Genomic DNA, 18,721 nt, shown 5'->3' with positions numbered 1-18,721 from the left:
GTTTTATATCGTTTAATATATTATATTTCATTAAAAAGTACATTATTCCAAAATATTGTTTTTATACGCCTGAAATGGTAATTGCTGACCACAAACAGAATAAGCAATCAAGTATTATTCTTTTGCCTATTCCTGTAACAAAAGCCAACATTGCCTTTCACGAAAAAAAGCCTTACCCTAAAGGTAAGGCCTTAGTAGATCGCTTTTTATTTAGTGTTAACTTATTTGTAGTGTCGACTAGCCTAATTCCCTTTAGCTAGGGCGGCTTGGTGGTCAGCTTTAATTTGGGCTAATTTGTCTGGATCGAGAATCAGATCCAAGCCAGTTAAGGCTAATAAGCTGGCAGCTATCCGGATGGAGTCCAGACCCTTAGCTGACTTGGCTGCTGCTACTAATTCTGTTGAGTGACCAGGCACCGGTTCTTCCGAAATGGCTAAGAAGGGTTGGATAGTGGGCACCACATAGGAAATATTGCCTACATCAGAGGACCCGTGGGCTTGGCTATCGGCTTCTTTGACCGAATCCAGGTCTAGGCCAACTTCCTCGGCATGGCTGAAGAAGACTTCGTCAAAGGATGGGGTAATAATCATATCATCGACCTTGTTTTGGAAGAGACCAAATTTCAATTCAGCACCTGTGGCATGGGCAGCTCCTTCAGCAATTTTCTTGACCTTCTCCCTAACTTGATCCAGGGTGTGGCGGTTATAGGCACGAATATAGAAACGTCCCCGGCAATAATCAGGAATCACATTGGCCGCTTTACCACCATCGAGAATCACCCCGTGGATGCTGACGTCATCATGGAGGTGGAGACGCAAGGCATCGATCCCATTGAAGGTGAGAATGAGCGGTTCTAAGGCTGAAATCCCGTCTTCTGGGTTAGCCGTCGCATGGGCCGACTTGCCAAAGAACTCAATATCGACAGGGTCATTGGCATAGAGGTGGCCACTGGGGCTGGTTTCCCCTCCAGGGTGGACACAGAGGGCTGCGTCAACATCATCCAAGAAGCCTTCACGGACAAAGCTCTCCTTAGCTGAGCCATTTTCGCCCCCTTCTTCACCAGGAGTCCCGTAGACACGGATTTCGCCACCTACCTGATCAATCACTTGTTTTAGGGCCGCTGCTGCCAGAATGGAATAATTACCAAAGAGATTGTGACCACAGCCGTGACCTATATCCGGCAAGGCGTCAAATTCAGCCAAGTAAACCAGGGTGGGACCTTCATTTTCACTTTGATAGCGGGCATCAAAACCGGTGGGATGACCGGCGACATCTTTTTTCACAGTGAAGCCTTCTTTTTCCAGCTGGTCGGTTAAAATTTCTTGGGCATAGTATTCATGGTTACTGGTTTCGGGGTTAGCGTGGATTTTTAGGGCGTTGTCTTGGTAAGTGACTAAGTTTTCCTTGACATAATTCTTAATGCTTTCTTGGAGCGCCTTTTTATCACTTGTACTCATTTCACATGCTTCCTCTCTATTTTCTGACTCACTTGCTCGGTCTAATTCCTAGCCAAGGACCTAGTTGCGGCCAAATAGTTCCCAAGCGGCAACGTTAGCGCCATTAGATTTTTCCTTAATGACCTGTTCGGTTTCATCGGTTTGGTAGGTATCGATAATCTTCTTATAGGTAGGGTTGTCCTTATCTTCTTGGCGAGCAACCACGATGTTGACATAAGGTTTAGACCGTTCATCGACTGGTTCACTGAAGATAGCGTCTTGGGGTTCTAAACCGGCATCCACTGCATAACCACTATTGATTAAGGCAATATCCACATCATTTAAGGTCCGTGGGGTTTGAGCAGCATCCATTTCTTCAATCTTTAGGTTTTTAGGATTGGAAGTAATGTCATCTACCGTTGGGGTTATTCCAGCTGCGTCATCAACCTCAATAAGGCCAGCAGATTCCAAGAGGATAATGGCCCGTCCCCCATTGGTCACGTCATTAGGAATGGAAACGGTGGCTCCGTCCTGTAATTCCGACAGGTCCTTAATCTTATGAGAGTAGATCCCTAGGGGCGCCACGACGGTGTTTCCAATCGATACTAAATCAGTGCCGAATTGTTCATTGAATTTATCTAAGAAAACTTGGTGTTGGAAGGCATTGAGGTCGATTTCCCCCTCTTCTAAGGCCTTGTTAGGTTGGTTATAGTCAGAGAATTTAACGTATTCAAGATCGATCCCTTCATCCTTGAGACGTTCTTGGACGGTATCCCAGTCACGGGTGTCATCCCCAACCACACCGAGTTTGACTGTGGTTTCCTTATTAGCATCACCCTCGCCGCTACTATTGGCTCCGCAACCGGCCAAGGCGAAGAGACTTACTGCGCTGGTTACTAATGCTTTTTGCCATTTCTTCATGATAAAACCTCCTAATATTTTCCATAAAAAAGCCCCCTACTATTCACTTGAATAGTAAAGGACGACGCATCGTGTTACCACCTTTTGTTCAGAGTACTACTGTTAATAAGTATAGTAGTAGCTACTCCCTCGACCTAGCCATAGGCGATAATGCCTAGACTAGCGCTCTTTCTATCGACCGAGCCCAGCCGACCTTGTCTACTTATTGACAAGATACCCTCAAAGGCCATCTTCAGCGCCTTTCACTTGGTTCCTCTCACCAAACGGAACCTCTCTTCAAAGTGTTTAACACTTACTCTCCCTATCAATGGGTGTGTCTTATGCTTAATTAACTATGCCCTTAGTCTATCACCAGAGCTCAAGATTTCGCAAGTGTTCGGCTGATACCGGTTTATCATCACTAGTGTTCGTTTTTACCGATACCTCTTCAATAGAACTGTGGACTAGACTGGTGTAGCTATTTTTGTTTTTCCGGTTGCGGAAGAAGAAAAATCCGCCCACAAGTAGTAAGATAACCCCAACGATTAGGGCAGTTCTGGTCACTTGGGCCCCAGTTTGCGGCAGGCTTTGGCTGTAATAAGTCGCTGCTTCTACCTGGCTTCCCCCAGCTAAGAAGAAAAAGACCACTGCTGTGAAGACATTCGCTAGAAATGCTTTTGTCCGATTGAAATCTTTTTGCATAAGAATCTTCCTTTCTCTAATTTCCTATGCCTATTATAGCAAAAACCAGGCCCAGACCAAATCCATATCTCATTGACTGGCTTTTCCTCCATGGAATTTAAGCCTGGTGACCACCGATCAACTTATTCCGCTCCAGACCGGTTGCCCCGTCAACTAAGCTATTGGCATAGAAGAGAGAACTGGGCCCATAGTGGTCATGAATTTTTTGCATGGTGTCATAGAGGCGTTCCTTCTGGAGAGTCCGTTCCGGATCTTCAAAGAGACTGAGCTGGATGCCCACTTTTTCTTGGAATTTACTGGCGCTGAGGGCAATTTGACGGATAGGTTGGCCATCCTCATAGTAGAGGCGGAAGATTTCCGTCCAGACGTGGTTAAGGTCTTCGGGCCGGTCAGTGGGGTCAATGGGCACTTGATGGCGAAAGCCACGGTCAAGGACCTCATGAGAGTAACCGATGGATAGAGAGACCTGGCCCGCTAACAAATGGTGCTGGCGTAAACGGGCCGCAATGTCACTGCCCATCTCGCGAATAATGATGGCCACTTGGTAGGGGTCGGTATAGTCGCGCTGGAGGATCTGACTTTTACCAAAGGAGCGTGAGGAAGGCACATACTTCTCACGGATAATACTGTGGTCAATCCCATTGGCGTGTTCCAGGAGCTCCACACCAATAATGCCTAAGCGCTTCTGCAGGAGATAAACATCGGCATGGGCCAATTCTTCTACCGTATAAATACCTAAGCGGTTCAAACGCCGCTCCAAACCCTTGGCTATCCCCCAGAAATCCCTGAGCGGCTCAATCTTCCAAACCGTTTCCGGAATCGAGTCATAGGACCAGTAGTCAATATAAGGCGGAGAATGCTTGGCTGAATTATCCAAGCACAATTTAGCTAGGAGGGGGTTGTCCCCCATTCCAACTGTGGCAGTAATTCCAAAGGCCTGGTAGACATCGGCTTGAATCCGGCGAGCAATGTCTTCATTACTACCAAATAACTTGTGACTATAGGAAACATCCAGAAAACTCTCATCAATACTATAGATATGGAGGTCTTCAGGGGCAACGTAATTCAAGAAGATCTCATTAATGTCCAAATTAATTTCAATATAGCGGCTCATATTGGGAGGAACAATTTGAATGTTGTGATGGCGGGGAAATTCAAAGAGCCGGGACCCGGTTTTCAAACCATATTTGGCCTTAACCGCAGGGCTAGCGGCTAGAACCAATCCACCATCGGCTTCTGCCCGCGACATGACAACTAACTCTGCTGTCAGGGGGTCGAGTTGCCGAGCCACACATTCGACGCTGGCAAAAAAAGACTTCATGTCGATACACATGACGTCATGTTTGGGCTCCTGGCTATAATCAAATGCATAGTCAAAACGTTTCATAAGCATTATCCTCTACTTTTTTAGTGGTCTACTGGACAACTTTTCTTAATTTTACGAACATACGTTCTATTTGTCAAGAGCATTCCCTTGGTTTTAAGCGAACTTTTATACTTACAAAAAGTAATTACTTTTTGTGAGCATATAATTTGTTATTTAGGCCACTCGCTTTTAAACTAAGTATTGTAAGTTAAAAATAGAAAGAAAAATGAAAGAGGAGATTTTATAATGACTAAATATGGTGTTGTTTTAGGTTCAATCCGTAAAAACTCATTCTCAGAAGCTATTGCCAAAGGGATCGTCAAAGGCTTACCTGAAGATGCAGAAGTTACCTTCATCGAAACCGCTGACCTGCCTCTCTATAGCCAAGACTATGATGAAGCGCCAGAACAACCTAAGGAATACACACGTTTCCGTGAAGAAGTAAAAGCTCAAGACGCCATTATCTTCGTTACTCCAGAACATAACCGTTCTGTACCAGCTAGCTTGAAGAATGCCATTGACTTAGGTTCTCGTCCATACGGCTCTAGTGTTTGGGAAGGGAAACCAGCTCTTGTGGCTTCTCAATCTCCAGCTGGAATTGGTGGCGCGATTGCTAACCACACCCTCCGTCAATCCTTAGTCTTCTTAGACATGCCAGTGATGCAACAACCTGAATTATACATTGGTAACTCAGCTAACTTCATCGGTGACAATGGTGAAATTACTGCCGAAGATACCCAAGAATTCTTAGCTAATGCGGGTAAAGCTTTCGCTGAATTCGCTGCAAAATTTGTTTAAGCCTAAACTTTAACCTGATAAAATACCGACATCGGGCCGTGACCATATGAAAGTCACGGCCTTTTTTATGGCTCACTTTTCATAAAGTAGTCAATCGATTCGCCATTTTATGACTTGAAGCACTTTATATTTTTCATTTTTAAATAATCCCTGCTGTGGTATCCTAGACTTAAGAAAAACTATTACTCGTTTAAACTCAGGAAAGGAGTTTATTATGGAAAAATTAGCGCTCCCCAATCGAGCGATCCGTCAAGCAGAAAAGGAAATTACCCCCATCAGTCTCAAGCCTTTACTGGCTGACTTTGCTATCATCCTTATTCTTAGCGCCGTGGTCTCATCGATCACTGACTTTACGCTTGCCCGCTTCCAGTCTTCAGGGAATTCTATTGAATTAGTCAACACCCTGATTTCTACCCTAGTCTTCGCCCTATTGAGTTATGGCATGACCTGGGGCCTGGTCGATGCAGCGAAAACCCACACCCCCTACCAGGCTTTGAGTATCTTCCGGCCCTTTAAGAAGAATTTCTGGCATAATACCTGGACCAGCCTCCTATCGCAGATAGTCAATATTGTTGTGATTTGGCTAATGTCCCTATTGGCAGCCTTCGCCTTGGTTATTATCGCCGCTTTAGTCTTGGGCTCGGAAGATGCTTGGCTCTTAGTGGTCCTGGTTGGTGGCGGACTTTTGATCGCTTTAATTGCTTATTGGGTCAATATTAGTTTAGCTATGACCCCTATTTTGTTAAAGGAAGAGCCAGACAGGGGCGCCTTCCAAGTCATCAAAAATAGCTGGCGGCTCATGAGAGGCAACCGCTGGAGATATTTCTGCTTGATGCTTAGCTATAAATGGATCGCTTATTTGCTTATCTTCATCTCTATAGTTGTGGCTATTGGAGTAACTGTCGCCACCAACCGGATAAACGTGGCTGGATTAGGTTTCTTGGGCTTTGTTCTCTTCTTTGCTGTCGCCCTCTTCATCGTGTTCGTTTCTGTTTACTATGGACTGCGTTCGAAAGTAGCCGCTGCAGTCTTCTACCAAGCCCGGCTCGAACAAGAACGCGGTATTATCGAAGGCCAATTTAACTAAGATTAAAAAATTTAAAATAAATGATTAAGAGTGACTCACTAATCAGTGGGTCACTTTTTTGTGCGTGCGATTGTTTAAATAGGACTGGCTAAAGTCTTTCTATGCTAGAATGAAAGTAAGTAGCTGGCACAAATTATCCAGGAAGGAGATTACTATGGTAGCCATCATCGAAGAACAAAACCACTTACTTTTATCCACTTGTTTACTGGCCGGTAATATCATGATGGAATCGGGTTCCGAATCCTACCGGGTCGAAGATACTATGCAACGGATCGCCCAAAACAGCCACCGTTTCGATACCGCCTCCTATGTCACCAACACGGCCGTCTTTATGAGCTTAAATAAGCACTCAGACATGCAAATGGTCCTAGTCAAAAAGACCTCCACCGACTTAGCCAAAATTGATGACACCAACCAACTTTCCCGCTCTTACGCTGAAGGAAAACTTAACCTGGAAGAACTCTACCAGGCCTTACAAGCCGTAGATAAACAGGAAAAGACCTTCCCCTTTAGTGTGCAATTATTGGCTGCGGGAGCTGCTAGTGCTGCCTTTATGCTAATGATTGACTCAACCAACTACTGGGATATTGGTTTTGCCTTTGCCATTGCGATCATCGGCTTTGCTATTTCTGAATACTGCAAGGTAAAATTTGAAATTACCTTCCTCAGTGACTTTTTTGCGACTACCGTCATCGGATTTTTAGCCCTGTCCCTAAACCGCCTAGGCCTGGTCAATAACCTGGACTCCTTGATCACGGGCTGTATCATGCCTCTCCTTCCTGGACTGGCCATTACTGGTGCCCTCCGTGACCTCTTTGCCCGCCAGTTAATTTCGGGCATGGTCCAAGCAGTTAACGCCATCTTAATTGCCATTGTGCTGGGTGTTGGTATTGCCCTCACCCTGCAATGGTTAGGTTAGAAAGGAGTTCAGCCATGTTTACCATTATTGAACAATTTGTCCTCTCCTTTTTCGGGACGGTCGCCTTTTCCACCATTATTAACGTCCCTAAGCGGGCTTTGATTTATTGTGGCTTAACGGGAGCCAGTGGTTGGATGACCTACTACTTTTTTATGTCCTGGTTTGGGGACTTAATCGTCGCTAACTTCATGGCCGCTATCGTTATCGGGATCATCTATATTTACCTCTCGCGCAAGCTGCGCTTACCGGTGATTATTTTGAATACTCCCGCTATTCTGCCCTTGGTTCCTGGTAATGCGGCCTATCTCTTTATCCGCTATGCCGTAGAAGGCAATTATCAGTTAAGTGTCTCCTACCTGATGGACGTTTTCAAGGTTTCCGGAGCCATTGTTTTTGGTTTTATGTTTGTTAACCTGGCTGAACAACAAATTCGCCGTCAACGCCAGGACCGGGCCCGCCGGCGTTTAAAGAAAAAAGCGGCCAAAGAAAAGGCCGAAAAAATGAAAATGGCTAAGTCTTAGTTCTTCGATTAAATCGCTAGTCATCAAAAAAATCAGTGCCACTGTGAGCACTGATTTTTTTACTTCATGGAATTATTTTGTGGCTGCTTGCTTAAAGTCTTCCACTTTTTGAAGAAAGTACTGGTGGATACGGTAATCCTGGGTAAGCTCGGGATGAAAGGCTAGACCAATTTGATTTTCATATTCAACTCCAACCACCTTACCATCCACTTGGGCCAGAACTTGAACATCTTGACCATAGTCAGCAACATAAGGGGCCCGGATAAAAACTGCCGGGTAGTCACTAAGAGGGCCCACTTGACTTTGAGTGGCAAAACTGCCTAGTTGACGGCCATAGGCATTCCGCTTCACAGTCACGGGTAAGGTCCCTAGGTAACGATTAGTGTCGTTGGCTATGTTGTCGGCTAGAAGAATTAAGCCAGCACAGGTAGCTAGGGTTGGTAGGCCATCTTGGATCAACTGACGCACGGGTTCTAATAGACCTAACTTTTCCAGCAATTGCCCCTGGACCGTACTTTCTCCTCCTGGTAGGACGAGGCCATCAATATCATCCAAGTCTTTTAGTTGACGAATCTCTTTTACTTGAGCCCCTAAGTGGCGGAGGATATCTTCGTGTTCAATGAAGGCCCCTTGGAGGGCGAGTACACCGATTGTCATCTTACTGGCCTCGCTCTTCCATAATAATTTGGATCTCGCTCGGATTAATCCCGACCATGGCTTCACCCAAGTCTTCGGATAGTTGGGCAATTAATTGGGCATCTTGGTAGTTGGTGACCGCTTGAACGATGGCACTGGCCCGCTTAGCGGGATCTCCTGACTTGAAGATTCCGGAACCAACAAAGACTCCTTCCGCCCCTAATTGCATCATTAAAGCGGCATCCGCTGGGGTAGCTACCCCCCCAGCGGAAAAGTTCACTACTGGTAATTTCCCGTGATCATGGACATATTGGATTAAATGATAAGGCACTTGAAGTTGTTTTGCGGCTTCATAGAGCTCATCTTCTGCTAGGGAAGCAACTTGACGAATTTGGGCATTAATCTTACGTAAGTGACGGACGGCTTGGACCACGTCGCCTGTGCCAGGTTCCCCCTTGGTCCGAATCATAGAAGCTCCCTCTTCAATCCGGCGCAAAGCTTCCCCTAAATCACGGGCCCCACAAACAAAAGGTACCTTGAAGGCGGTCTTATCAATATGGTAAACATCATCTGCTGGCGAGAGAACTTCGGATTCATCGATATAGTCAATTTCAATGGCTTCGAGAATCTGAGCTTCCACAAAGTGACCGATGCGAACCTTGGCCATAACCGGGATGGAAACTGCTTCTTGGATACCCTTAATCATTTTAGGATCACTCATCCGGGAAACCCCACCGGCTGCTCGGATATCAGCTGGAATCCGTTCCAGGGCCATAACCGCTGCTGCACCTGCTGCTTCAGCAATCCGGGCTTGTTCTGGTGTGGTAACATCCATAATCACCCCACCCTTCAACATCTGAGCTAGGGCTTGGTTTAATTCATATTGTGTCTTTGTCATGTGATGACCTCCTTGATTTGTCGCTTAGCGCTTGGTAAGCTATATCATAAATTAAAAGTGGTCATAGACAAATAGTCAAAATCACAATAAAAAAGAAGCCAGTAAGGAGTAAAAAAGATGTTAACCTACCATCTAAAAAAGGCCCAATCCCCCTTTATCAGCAATTATACCAAGCCATTAAAAGCGATATCATGGCCGGAAAACTGGCCAGTCAAGAAAAACTGCCTTCTAAACGGAGCTTGGCTAGAAATTTAGGCATTAGTACCATAACGGTTGAAAATGCTTATGACCAGTTGATCAGTGAAGGCCTGGTCTATAGCCAGGAAAAACGGGGCTATTATGTGAATGACTGGCAGGACCTGCCTAATATCCATCCACGGCCAGAGGTGGACCACCATATCTGCCTCCCCCAAGAAGAACACTTTACTTTTAATTTTTCTGAACAGCAGAGCCCGTCTGATCTCTTTCCTTTTTCAATTATGAATCGGATGATGCATGACACCATCCTTAACTGCCAGGCCGACCTCCTTAAACCACCCCTGGGAGGCGGTGTAGCTGCCCTAAGAGAGGCCATTGCTAGCCACTTGGCTTCTTTTCGGGGGATGGCCATTGATCCTAAGCAAATTATTGTTGGAGCCGGGACAGAATATCTCTACGGCTTATTGATCCAACTCCTTGGACGGGACAAGATCTATTGCATTGAAAATCCTGGTTATAAAAAATTACGGCAGATCTATATTAAACAAGGGGTGGATTGTCGTTTAGCGGGGATTGATGACCAAGGATTAATGGTTGAAGAACTTAATAAGAACCAAGCTCAGATCGCCCACCTTAATCCTACCCACCACTTTCCAACCGGCATTACCATGCCCGTCAGCCGCCGCTATCAATTACTGGCTTGGGCCAATCAGGCAGAGGGGCGCTATATTATTGAGGATGACTATGATAGTGAGTTTCGCTTTCACGGCAAGCCCCTCCCTACCTTGCAAAGTATTGATGCTAGCGCTAAAGTGATCTACCTTAACACCTTCTCCAAGTCCCTAGCACCTACTATTCGGATTTCCTATATGGTCCTCCCTGCCCAACTAGCTAACCAATTCTATCGCGACCTGTCCTTCTATTCCTGTACCGTGTCTACCTTTGAACAGTACAGTTTAGCCCAATTTATTAGGGAGGGTTATTTTGAAAAGCATATTAACCGCATGCGCCGTCTCTATAGCAAGAAAAGAGAAAAAGTCAGGCGCTTGATTAGAGATCAATTCTCCCCAGATCAATGTCAGATTATTGAAGGCGAAACCGGCCTCCACCTACTCCTCAAATTCCAGACCGCCTTATCAGACCAGAAAGTGAAAGACCGCCTACTTAAAAAGGGTATTGGCATTAAAAGTGTCTCCGACTATGATATGAGTCCCCTAGTAAGAAGTCGTCAGCTCTTTCTCTTGAATGATGCCGCAGTGGATTTGTCTATGCTTAAACAAGCTCTCGAGATTGTTAAGAGAGAATTATTTTCCTCGGTCAAACTCTCATAACTGTCCTCTCTGACTTCTTAGCTAGTTTTCTAGGGTCAATTGATATATAATAAATTAACTTTTATGGAGGTTAATGATTATGAACCATCGAGGTAGCCAAAAACTGGAAAGCCAGCGCCTTATCTTGCGTCCCTTTGAAATGTCTGACGTGGACCAGGCCTACCAGCACTGGACCAGTGACCCAGTTGTCAGCAAATATTTAACCTGGCCCAACCACCAATCCCCTGCTGTCACTAAGGCAGTCATTGCTCAATGGGTGGCTAACTATAGTCACAAAGATTTCTACCAATGGGCTATTGTCTTGAAGTCAACTCATGAAGTCATTGGTAGCATTTCCGTAGTGGACGTCAAAGAAAAATTGCGGCCGTCCACATTGGCTATGCTATCGGTCAAAACTGGTGGGGAATGGGAATTACCACCGAAGCCTTCCAACGCCTTATTCCCTTCTTCTTCGATGAGGTAGGCGTCAACCGGATTGAATCTATGCATGACCCCAACAATCCTGCCTCCGGAAAGGTCATGCAGCATTGTGGCCTAGTTTATGAAGGCACCCTCCGTCAAGCCGACCGTAACAACCAAGGGCTCTGTGACGCCGCCTACTACGGCCTCTTACGAGAGGATTATGATAAATAAAACAAAAAGCAGCGAACATTGGGATGCCCAATCAGTTGGACTAAACATTCAACTTTTGGGGATTACACAACAATGCGCTGCTTTTTTCTATTCCTTAGCCGCATTTCTATAAGCCAAGGATTTATTAAGTGTTTACCAGTTCTCCTTATCCCAAGACAAGCCGTCTAAGCGCCCGCTCGCTTGCTGGTAACGTAAGTCGAGGGCTTCAATAGCCTCGTGACAAGCAGCAAGATAGGCGCGCTGGCCATATTCACTGCTTTCTTCCTGGACTTGCTTTAAAACTTCCTGGGACCAAGGGCCTAGTGGATCATTTTCAACCATAATAACCTCCTAATGTCGCCTTGTTTTCGGTAATTCAGCTTCCAACAATTCTAATTCTTCCAATCGCCCTTGCCAGGAATCGAGCAAGAGCTCAAGCTGGCCACTCAAAGCAGGTGAAAAATCCTCCTGACAGCTGTTCAAATAATCGATTAACCAGCGGCTCCTTTGGCTAAATCCGCCACGTTCTGGATTTAGTAGGTAATATTGAAAGGCAACATACTGCTTGGCTTGGTCGGCTTCACTTAAATAGTGGAATTGGCTAAGCACAAAGGCAGGTAAAAAGGTCACCCCCAAGCTTTGGCACAGGGTTTGATAGGGGCTAAAGAGAGCTGACAGACTGACATTATTTTTCCCACCAGCTTGGTAATAGGATAAAGGGCGCCCAATCGTTACTATTAAACCCAAGGATTTGCCTACAAAGGACGGACCATACTGGTCTAGGAAATTATCACTTAATAATTCCTGGAGCCATTGGACCATATGACCAGGTGCTTGGTACCAGTAGAGGGGAAATTGCAGGTAGACCCGCTCACTAGCTAAGAAAGTCTGCTGGGAGGCTTGGATAAAATTATCCTCGTAGTCTGTCGGAACAGGGATAAAATCGATTTCCTTGGGGCAAGCTGCCCGTAAAAATTGGTGGCTGCTAGAATTTTCCAAATCTGGGTGCCCACAAAAAATACTTACTGGCACTCTTCCCATCTCCTTTTCCTTATTTGCTTTCTATTTTAAACAAATATCTAAAAAGCTGCCAGTCGGCCGGCTCAATCCTGCTCTTTTTAGCTAAAGAAAAAAGCCAAGTCAGTTCAAGTCGCTCACTTGGCTTTTTTCAATATAATGATTAATTTTCCCCTCTCATTTACTGTGTCTAAAGCCTTTTGAGCCGTTTCCTGGGCTTCAGCCAAGGCTTCCTCTGCAGGAATATTTTGCAGTTCCACCTTATCCCGAGCATCGGATAGGGCTTGGTAAATTTTGCCTCCGGTAGGATCCGTAAAGCTGTAAGAAGCATGGGTTGATTGGTCCATAGGCGTTTTATAAGCCGGATTTTCGGCTAAGAATTCACTAAAGCCAGGGACCTTATTCATGGTGTCATCAATCCGTACTGGAACATAACCCACTGCCTTGGTCCAGTCAGCCTGAACTTGGGGACTAGTGAAGTATTTAATCCATTCAAAAGCCGCCTTTGCTTCCTGGTCAGAAGACTGGGCCGGAATGGCCAGGTAGAGCCCCTCAGACATTGGACGGGGTTCATGACCATTATAACCTGGTTGTTCCGCTGAACCAATGATGTCAAAATCCAGGTCGGCCTTATCCCCGGAGGAACCAGTATAGCCAATCGATTTACCCGTCATCACATTATCGATGGTCCGGTACCAGTATTCCCAGCCTTGTCCACCTGATTCAATCGGGCTAGTGCCATCGTGGATGTTTTCTCGGATAAAATTCCAAGAATCTACCCAAGGGGCTTGGTCAATCAAAACTTGAGTCCCATCATCAGAAATAATTTGTCCCCCAGAACTGTAGGCCAGGTCAATCAAGTTATCGGTCCCCCACATTAATTGGTGGCCATTTTCGACATAGCCGTCGTCTTGGAGTTGCTTAGAATAAGCCATCACATTCTCCCAGGAAGCATACATGTCATCGGGATCAATACCAGCTTGGTCTAGAATATCCTTACGGTAATACATGACCTGGGTGGTCCCAAAGGCTGGAAAACCGTAAACCTGACCATCAGAAATTGCTAAATCCATAAAAACAGGCAGGAAGTCCGCAGTTGCCATGCTTTCATCCATAAAATTATTGAGCGGTCTAAGAATTTGAGACTCGGATTGTTCCACGATATCATCCGATAAAACCACAGCTGGAGCGATATCCGCCGCAATAGCCGCTTGGAGTTTCTGATAGGTTTCATCATAATTGGCCTGAGCCACTCCTATCACGCGGACTTGGTCTTGACTATTGTTAAAATCTTCAATAATTTCTTCCATGGTTTGCCCCGCGATGGAGCCCAACCCATACCAAAATTCAATCTCTACCCGATCACCTGTTGACTGGTCGCTATGCTTGCGGTCATATTCAGCTAGAGCTTGCTGGGCTTGTTTAGAACAGCCACCCAGGAACAGCAAGGCGGTAAAGAGAGTCAGTAAAATTTTCGCCATTTTTTTCATCTTGATCATCCTTTCGTTCCTGAGCCAGAAATTCCTTGTACAAACCATTTTTGTAGAAGGATAAAGAGGATCAATAGTGGCACCACTACCAGGGTATTGGCCGCCATTAAGCGGGGTAAGTTATCAATAAAGTTGCCTTGGGTGGTGAAGAGCTGGTTCAGACCATTAGAGACCAGCATCTTCGCTTCACTAGAAATAATTAATGAAGGCCACATGTAGTTATTGTAGTGGGTTACAAAGTTGATCAAGGCCGTGGTTAAAATGGCTGAGCGAGAATAAGGAACGATAATCCGCCACAAGATTTGCCAAGAATTAGCCCCTTCTACTTGTCCCGCTTCCACCAATTCAATCGGTACGGAACGGAAGGTTTGGACGAGGTAAAAGATCGAAAAGACACTAGCGATATTGGATACGATTAAACCGGTTAAGGTATCTAAGAGCCCCATTTGCGCTAAGATCACAAAGGATGGCACATAGGTAGTCGCCACTGGTAACATGTAAGTGAGTAAGATCGAAGTGTAGAGGAATTTCTTCCCTTTAAAATGGAAGAAGACCAAACCATAGGCCATCAAGGCACTTAGGACTAATTGGACAATGACAATCACTAAGGCAGTGAAAATACTGTTAAAAATATAAAGGTCAAAGGGGCCCAATTCGAATACTCCCGCAAAGTTCTTAAAGGAAAGAAAGTCAGGAGCTAAAGAGGCCGGATTAGATAGGATGGTGGCAGCATCTTTAAAGGCATTCGACGCCATCCATAATAAAGGATAAACCATTAAAAAACTGAGTAAGAGAAGTAAGATAGAACGAATAATCCCCTTACTATCCCATTGTTTATTTCTCATGCCATACCCTCCTTACGGTAATGTCCTTGTAAGCTAAAGATCGCAAAGGCTAAGAGACCAGTGATGACTAGCATAATGACTGACAAGGCAGTGGCTTTACCCATGTTAAACTCCTCAAAAGCTAGTTGATAGAACATGTATAACAAGGTTCGCGTGGCCCCTGCTGGCCCTCCTTGGGTTAAGACGTTAATTTGGTCATAAGCCTGGATGGACGAAATCAAGGTAATGATCGATAAGAAAAGGGTTGTGGGTAGGGTCATGGGAAAATAAATCGTTCGGATCCGTTGCCAGTAACTAGCTCCAGCAATATCACAAACTTCATCATAGGCCGGCGAAATACTGGACATGGCGGTTGAATAAAACAACATGGCCCAGCCTGCATTCTTCCAAACAGTTACCACAATTACAGCCACCATGGCAAAGGTCGATGAAGACAACCAATCCGGTCCCGAAATACCGATATGGGCCAGCATATTATTAATCAGTCCTTCTGGTTGGTACATCCAGGACCAAACAATGGAGACCGCAACCATAGGCGTTACCCAAGGAGCAAAGAGACAGGCTTGGATGAAATTATGCATGAACTTTTGCCGGATTAATAAGAGTGCTAATAAAAAGCCAATCACTAAGGTTGGAATCACTGTTCCTAGTGAAAAGACCACCGTATTCCATAAGGATGAAGCAAATTCTTCAGAAGTGATCAGGTCGGTGTAATTTTCTATGCCGACGATATCATAGGTCGGTGAGATGTAATCCCAGTTGGTAAAAGAAATTAAAAGGGAAATGATCATAGGTAAGAACCAGAAAATTAGTAAAGGCAGGAGTGGCACTAAGATATAGATCAGCCACTGCTTCTTGTTCATGTCTTTAATCATTTTCAGTCACCAGTCTTTCCCCACTCTTCTTATCGAAGTAATAAAGGTCTTTACTATCGAGGTTAAAGGCGATTTCCTGACCAGCCTCATAGCGTTTATCGGTCGCTTCTTTAATGATGACTTGTGAGATCTCTAACTTCACATGGAGGTCATAGTCAGCGCCCAGTAATTCCACCATTTGAATGGACCCGGTAAAGTGGGCCTGGTCAGGATTATCAGTGACTTGAGCCTTTTCCGGTCTAAAGCCGACGACAATCTCTTGCCCTTCAGTGAAATCACCTGGTAAATGGTCCACTAAAACCCGGTCAGTTCGAGACAAGACCTTGCCATCTTTGACATAGGCTTGGATAGTGTTCATGGGTGGTGTGCCTAGGAAGGTTGCAACAAAAAGATTCTTAGGGTTGTTATAAACCTCCCAAGGGGCCCCGATTTGTTGGATTTGGCCCTGGTTCATCACAACAATCCGGTCAGCCATGGTCATGGCTTCAGCTTGGTCGTGGGTCACGTAAACAGTTGTCGCATGGAGATGTTTTTGTAAATTAACAATTTCACTGCGCATTTGAACCCGGAGCTTGGCATCCAAGTTACTTAAAGGTTCATCCATCAATAAAATACCAGCTGACTTAACGATGGCTCTAGCAAGGGCAACCCTTTGCATCTGACCGCCTGATAAGGCACCTGGTTTTTTATCTAAATAGTCACTCAAGCCTACCAGCTCAGCAGCATCTTTAACCGCCTGCTCGCGTTTATCTTTGTCGACTTTTCTAATTTTTAAGCCAAAGCCAATATTATCGGCAACCGATAAATGTGGAAAAAGGGCATAGTTTTGGAAGACCATGGCAATGTTGCGGTCTTTGGGATCCTTATCATTGACCACTTCACCATCAATTAATAAGTCCCCTTGGCTAATCTCCTCCAAACCGGCAATCATCCGCAAAGTGGTTGATTTCCCACAACCGGACGGACCGACAAAGACAATAAATTCACCGTCTCCAACATCTAAATTAAAGTTTTTAACGGAGTAATTCTCATTGCCAGGATAGCGTTTACTCACATTTTTCAATTCAATTGTTGACATTAATTATCCCCCTATCTTAAAAATACAGGGACTAATCAGTGGCGAATAATCAATAACCCAGCTACTGATTAATCTCTCAATTACAATCGAACAAACGTACGTCAATACTACTCTAACATACATTTTTTAATTTTTCATTAAATACACTCCTCCACTAGAGGAATCCTTTAGGAAAACTTAAATGGGTAAGGACTGGATAACTTATCTGACATGTAGGCATAAAACTTCAACTTTGATCGATAAAGCCGTTGACAAGCAAGCCAAAAATCAGTAAACTAGGCTCTAATAATTTTTTCATCGCTTTCATCATCCATTACTAATGAAAGATCGGCTAGTTAGCGCAAGGACCCTGTTTTATCACTCGCTGCTAGGTAAAATTATCCATTTAAAAAGGCCCAGTTTTTTATGGTGACCCCAATAAGTTGGACTTTATATATAGTGAGTTGGCCTTTGGCCAGCTCTTTTTTGTTGCTTACAGTTCTTGCTTATTTCTTGCCGACACATTTACTCAGAAATTTAAACTTGTCAAGAGGAAGAGCGTAGCGGCTCTTGATAAGTTTAAAGTTTATGTGTAATCATTAAGCGGCGAAAGAAGCGTGATGAAGACGAAATTCTATAGGACTCCTAAAATCTAATTTTTCTTTGATTCTTTCACCATTGTAATAGATTATAAAATCTTCAATCGCTTGTGCTAATTCTTCAAAGGAATGATAAGTCCGACCATAGTAGACTTCTTGTTTTAGTAGACTAAAGAAATTCTCCATTGGCGAATTATCTAAGCAATTTCCTTTACGAGACATACTTTGAAAAATTCGGTGATCCTTCAAGAGCCGGGTGTAACTTTTCATTTGATAGGCCCAGCCCTGATCAGAATGAAAGGTTCTTCTGTATGGACATAATTTACTTGCTTCAATGGCAGCTTGTAGCCCCTCCAACATGCTTTGTCCATTAGGCTGATGTGTTATCTTAAAAGAAATAATTTCTCGATTAAATAGATCCATGTAAGGATCTAAATAGAGTTTTCCAGTTTGATAATTCCCAGAATCATCGGCATAGTAGTATTTAAATTCTGTTGTGTCTGTTGTTATTTTTTGATAAGGAATGGTCGAATCAAACCGCCGGTTGATACGATTTGGCGCTATCTCTCCAATCGTTCCTTTGTAGGAATTATATTTTCTTGTCTTTCTAGTATAGCTAGTGACCTGTATCCCCATAATTTTCATTAGGCGTTGAACTTTGTTTTTACTGACCTTATAACCACGGGAAAGCAGTTCAGCTCGCATTCTTCGATAACCATAATCCTTATGGGTTTCTCTGATGTCTTTCATTTCCTCTTTTAAATCGGCATCCTTATCAATTTCCTCATCTTTATTTTTCCAATAAAAGTAGGTCGATTTAGGAAACTTTAAAACGCTAAGAATATCTTTTAAAGCATATTTTTCATCATGGAGACGTGTGATTTCGGTCACTATTTCTTCTTTTCTCGCTTGACTCTTTGAGCCACACGTCTCCTCAATCCTTTTAAAAATTTGTTCTCAATTTCTAAATCCGTAATCCGTTGTTCAAGTTCCTTTATTTTTGCTTCACTTAACTGATTGGTTTCGCTGCTATCCTTTATTTGATTGATTTGTGATTTCTTTTTAGACACTTTAGGTGGCCTTCCTTTCCTCGCGGAAAGGCCATCAAGTCCTCTTTCATGATAAGCTCTTCGCCAATTAGCGATTAGACTTGGATTATTCATGTTTAATGAATTGGCCAATTCGCGATAACTCATTTCCGTACTTTCATACAATTCTATCGCATTTAATTTGAATTCAACAGTATAAACCTGTTGAGTCCGCCTTTTCTTTAAACCATCTACACCAAATTCATAATAGTTATTAACCCACCTTCGTAAAATAGAAGGATCTATTCCTGCTTTATTAGCTAAGGTTCGATAACTTCCTTTTTTCGCAATATAGTCTCCTACTAAATTCAGTTTAAATTCTAATGAATATTTAGACATAAAAATA

The 18,721-nt window shown here is 44.1% G+C and carries 18 protein-coding genes, 1 pseudogene and 1 other annotated feature; of the genes and pseudogenes, 6 read left to right on the top strand and 13 right to left on the bottom strand.

The features are described from left to right. Window positions 1-242: 242 nt before the first annotated feature. The 4 genes from HMPREF9243_RS03630 to HMPREF9243_RS03615 form a co-directional block, all read right to left on the bottom strand. Entirely contained in the window at window positions 243-1,457 is a 1,215-nt protein-coding gene (locus tag HMPREF9243_RS03630; RefSeq protein WP_013669845.1) for a M20 family metallopeptidase, read from the bottom strand. A gap of 60 nt (window positions 1,458-1,517) precedes the next feature. Beyond that, entirely contained in the window at window positions 1,518-2,357 is an 840-nt protein-coding gene (locus HMPREF9243_RS03625; RefSeq protein ID WP_013668957.1) for a MetQ/NlpA family ABC transporter substrate-binding protein, read from the bottom strand. Window positions 2,358-2,411: 54 nt separating this feature from the next. Then, window positions 2,412-2,674, bottom strand: a binding site (T-box leader). Window positions 2,675-2,705: 31 nt separating this feature from the next. After that, a complete protein-coding gene (locus tag HMPREF9243_RS03620; protein ID WP_013669900.1) occupies window positions 2,706-3,038 on the bottom strand; it encodes an LPXTG cell wall anchor domain-containing protein in 333 nt (110 codons plus the stop codon). A 97-nt stretch (window positions 3,039-3,135) separates the two neighbouring features. Continuing rightward, complete coding sequence (locus tag HMPREF9243_RS03615) at window positions 3,136-4,425, bottom strand: Y-family DNA polymerase (RefSeq protein WP_013668683.1); 1,290 nt, start codon at window positions 4,423-4,425, stop codon at window positions 3,136-3,138. Window positions 4,426-4,650: 225 nt separating this feature from the next. Here HMPREF9243_RS03615 and HMPREF9243_RS03610 point away from each other — a divergent pair, with 225 nt between their 5' ends. The 4 genes from HMPREF9243_RS03610 (at window position 4,651) to HMPREF9243_RS03595 (ending at window position 7,729) form a co-directional block, all read left to right on the top strand. After that, window positions 4,651-5,202, top strand: coding sequence for an NADPH-dependent FMN reductase (locus HMPREF9243_RS03610; RefSeq protein WP_013669649.1), 552 nt, complete (start codon window positions 4,651-4,653; stop codon window positions 5,200-5,202). Window positions 5,203-5,416: 214 nt separating this feature from the next. Beyond that, window positions 5,417-6,289, top strand: a complete 873-nt coding sequence (locus HMPREF9243_RS03605) for a DUF975 family protein (protein WP_013669416.1) — start codon at window positions 5,417-5,419, stop codon at window positions 6,287-6,289. 154 nt (window positions 6,290-6,443) lie between these two features. Beyond that, a complete protein-coding gene (locus HMPREF9243_RS03600) occupies window positions 6,444-7,208 on the top strand; it encodes a threonine/serine exporter family protein (RefSeq protein WP_013670134.1) in 765 nt (254 codons plus the stop codon). 14 nt (window positions 7,209-7,222) lie between these two features. Beyond that, on the top strand, window positions 7,223-7,729 hold the full coding sequence (locus tag HMPREF9243_RS03595; protein WP_013669667.1) for a threonine/serine exporter family protein: 507 nt from the start codon (window positions 7,223-7,225) through the stop codon (window positions 7,727-7,729). Window positions 7,730-7,801: 72 nt separating this feature from the next. On the opposite strand, the gene pdxT is transcribed toward HMPREF9243_RS03595, so the two are convergent. Beyond that, window positions 7,802-8,386, bottom strand: coding sequence for a pyridoxal 5'-phosphate synthase glutaminase subunit PdxT (gene pdxT / locus HMPREF9243_RS03590; RefSeq protein ID WP_013668587.1), 585 nt, complete (start codon window positions 8,384-8,386; stop codon window positions 7,802-7,804). A 1-nt stretch (window position 8,387) separates the two neighbouring features. Next, window positions 8,388-9,263 (bottom strand): pyridoxal 5'-phosphate synthase lyase subunit PdxS, encoded by an 876-nt coding sequence (gene pdxS, locus HMPREF9243_RS03585; protein ID WP_013668719.1) that lies wholly within the window; start codon window positions 9,261-9,263, stop codon window positions 8,388-8,390. A gap of 191 nt (window positions 9,264-9,454) precedes the next feature. Here pdxS and HMPREF9243_RS03580 point away from each other — a divergent pair, with 191 nt between their 5' ends. Then, window positions 9,455-10,792: a PLP-dependent aminotransferase family protein gene (locus tag HMPREF9243_RS03580; RefSeq protein WP_013669629.1), complete on the top strand. Its 1,338-nt coding sequence runs from the start codon at window positions 9,455-9,457 to the stop codon at window positions 10,790-10,792. A 73-nt stretch (window positions 10,793-10,865) separates the two neighbouring features. Then, window positions 10,866-11,425: pseudogene (locus HMPREF9243_RS10950) on the top strand (GNAT family N-acetyltransferase). Window positions 11,426-11,557: 132 nt separating this feature from the next. On the opposite strand, the gene HMPREF9243_RS03570 reads toward HMPREF9243_RS10950, so the two are convergent. From HMPREF9243_RS03570 to HMPREF9243_RS10240, 7 genes are all read right to left on the bottom strand, one after another. Further along, the gene (locus tag HMPREF9243_RS03570; RefSeq protein WP_013669208.1) at window positions 11,558-11,746 is read right to left on the bottom strand and encodes a hypothetical protein; all 189 of its coding nucleotides are present in this window, start codon (window positions 11,744-11,746) and stop codon (window positions 11,558-11,560) included. A gap of 9 nt (window positions 11,747-11,755) precedes the next feature. After that, the gene (locus HMPREF9243_RS03565) at window positions 11,756-12,436 is read right to left on the bottom strand and encodes an NAD(P)H-dependent oxidoreductase (protein ID WP_049776738.1); all 681 of its coding nucleotides are present in this window, start codon (window positions 12,434-12,436) and stop codon (window positions 11,756-11,758) included. Window positions 12,437-12,558: 122 nt separating this feature from the next. Next, complete coding sequence (locus HMPREF9243_RS03560) at window positions 12,559-13,920, bottom strand: extracellular solute-binding protein (protein ID WP_013669443.1); 1,362 nt, start codon at window positions 13,918-13,920, stop codon at window positions 12,559-12,561. After that, window positions 13,917-14,756: a carbohydrate ABC transporter permease gene (locus tag HMPREF9243_RS03555; RefSeq protein WP_013668877.1), complete on the bottom strand. Its 840-nt coding sequence runs from the start codon at window positions 14,754-14,756 to the stop codon at window positions 13,917-13,919. The genes HMPREF9243_RS03560 and HMPREF9243_RS03555 overlap by 4 nt, the downstream gene beginning before the upstream one ends. Continuing rightward, window positions 14,753-15,631: a carbohydrate ABC transporter permease gene (locus tag HMPREF9243_RS03550; protein ID WP_013669684.1), complete on the bottom strand. Its 879-nt coding sequence runs from the start codon at window positions 15,629-15,631 to the stop codon at window positions 14,753-14,755. Before HMPREF9243_RS03550 ends, HMPREF9243_RS03555 begins: the two co-directional genes overlap by 4 nt. Continuing rightward, window positions 15,624-16,709 (bottom strand): ABC transporter ATP-binding protein, encoded by a 1,086-nt coding sequence (locus HMPREF9243_RS03545; RefSeq protein ID WP_013668535.1) that lies wholly within the window; start codon window positions 16,707-16,709, stop codon window positions 15,624-15,626. Before HMPREF9243_RS03545 ends, HMPREF9243_RS03550 begins: the two co-directional genes overlap by 8 nt. Window positions 16,710-17,287: 578 nt before the next feature. Further along, window positions 17,288-18,714, bottom strand: a protein-coding gene (locus HMPREF9243_RS10240) for an IS3 family transposase (RefSeq protein ID WP_101560582.1) whose coding sequence is annotated in 2 segments (ribosomal slippage) — window positions 17,288-18,204 and window positions 18,204-18,714 — 1,428 coding nt in all. Because the reading frame shifts where the segments join, the coding sequence is not laid out codon by codon here. Window positions 18,715-18,721: the final 7 nt, after the last annotated feature.

Origin of the sequence: Aerococcus sp. Group 1 (genome assembly GCF_000193205.1) — a bacterium.
Taxonomy (GTDB): domain Bacteria; phylum Bacillota; class Bacilli; order Lactobacillales; family Aerococcaceae; genus Aerococcus; species Aerococcus urinae_A.
This window is presented reverse-complemented; position numbering and strand designations above follow the sequence as displayed.

Excerpts from the sequence above, each read along its gene's own strand:
- HMPREF9243_RS03630 (WP_013669845.1), bottom strand. The coding sequence starts at position 1,457 with ATGAGTACAAGTGATAAAAAGGCGCTCCAAGAAAGCATTAAGAATTAT.
- HMPREF9243_RS03625 (WP_013668957.1), bottom strand. The coding sequence starts at position 2,357 with ATGAAGAAATGGCAAAAAGCATTAGTAACCAGCGCAGTAAGTCTCTTC.
- HMPREF9243_RS03620 (WP_013669900.1), bottom strand. The coding sequence starts at position 3,038 with ATGCAAAAAGATTTCAATCGGACAAAAGCATTTCTAGCGAATGTCTTC.
- HMPREF9243_RS03615 (WP_013668683.1), bottom strand. The coding sequence starts at position 4,425 with ATGAAACGTTTTGACTATGCATTTGATTATAGCCAGGAGCCCAAACAT.
- HMPREF9243_RS03610 (WP_013669649.1), top strand. The coding sequence starts at position 4,651 with ATGACTAAATATGGTGTTGTTTTAGGTTCAATCCGTAAAAACTCATTC.
- HMPREF9243_RS03605 (WP_013669416.1), top strand. The coding sequence starts at position 5,417 with ATGGAAAAATTAGCGCTCCCCAATCGAGCGATCCGTCAAGCAGAAAAG.
- HMPREF9243_RS03600 (WP_013670134.1), top strand. The coding sequence starts at position 6,444 with ATGGTAGCCATCATCGAAGAACAAAACCACTTACTTTTATCCACTTGT.
- HMPREF9243_RS03595 (WP_013669667.1), top strand. The coding sequence starts at position 7,223 with ATGTTTACCATTATTGAACAATTTGTCCTCTCCTTTTTCGGGACGGTC.
- pdxT (WP_013668587.1), bottom strand. The coding sequence starts at position 8,386 with ATGACAATCGGTGTACTCGCCCTCCAAGGGGCCTTCATTGAACACGAA.
- pdxS (WP_013668719.1), bottom strand. The coding sequence starts at position 9,263 with ATGACAAAGACACAATATGAATTAAACCAAGCCCTAGCTCAGATGTTG.
- HMPREF9243_RS03580 (WP_013669629.1), top strand. The coding sequence starts at position 9,455 with ATGGCCGGAAAACTGGCCAGTCAAGAAAAACTGCCTTCTAAACGGAGC.
- HMPREF9243_RS03570 (WP_013669208.1), bottom strand. The coding sequence starts at position 11,746 with ATGGTTGAAAATGATCCACTAGGCCCTTGGTCCCAGGAAGTTTTAAAG.
- HMPREF9243_RS03560 (WP_013669443.1), bottom strand. The coding sequence starts at position 13,920 with ATGATCAAGATGAAAAAAATGGCGAAAATTTTACTGACTCTCTTTACC.
- HMPREF9243_RS03555 (WP_013668877.1), bottom strand. The coding sequence starts at position 14,756 with ATGAGAAATAAACAATGGGATAGTAAGGGGATTATTCGTTCTATCTTA.
- HMPREF9243_RS03550 (WP_013669684.1), bottom strand. The coding sequence starts at position 15,631 with ATGATTAAAGACATGAACAAGAAGCAGTGGCTGATCTATATCTTAGTG.
- HMPREF9243_RS03545 (WP_013668535.1), bottom strand. The coding sequence starts at position 16,709 with ATGTCAACAATTGAATTGAAAAATGTGAGTAAACGCTATCCTGGCAAT.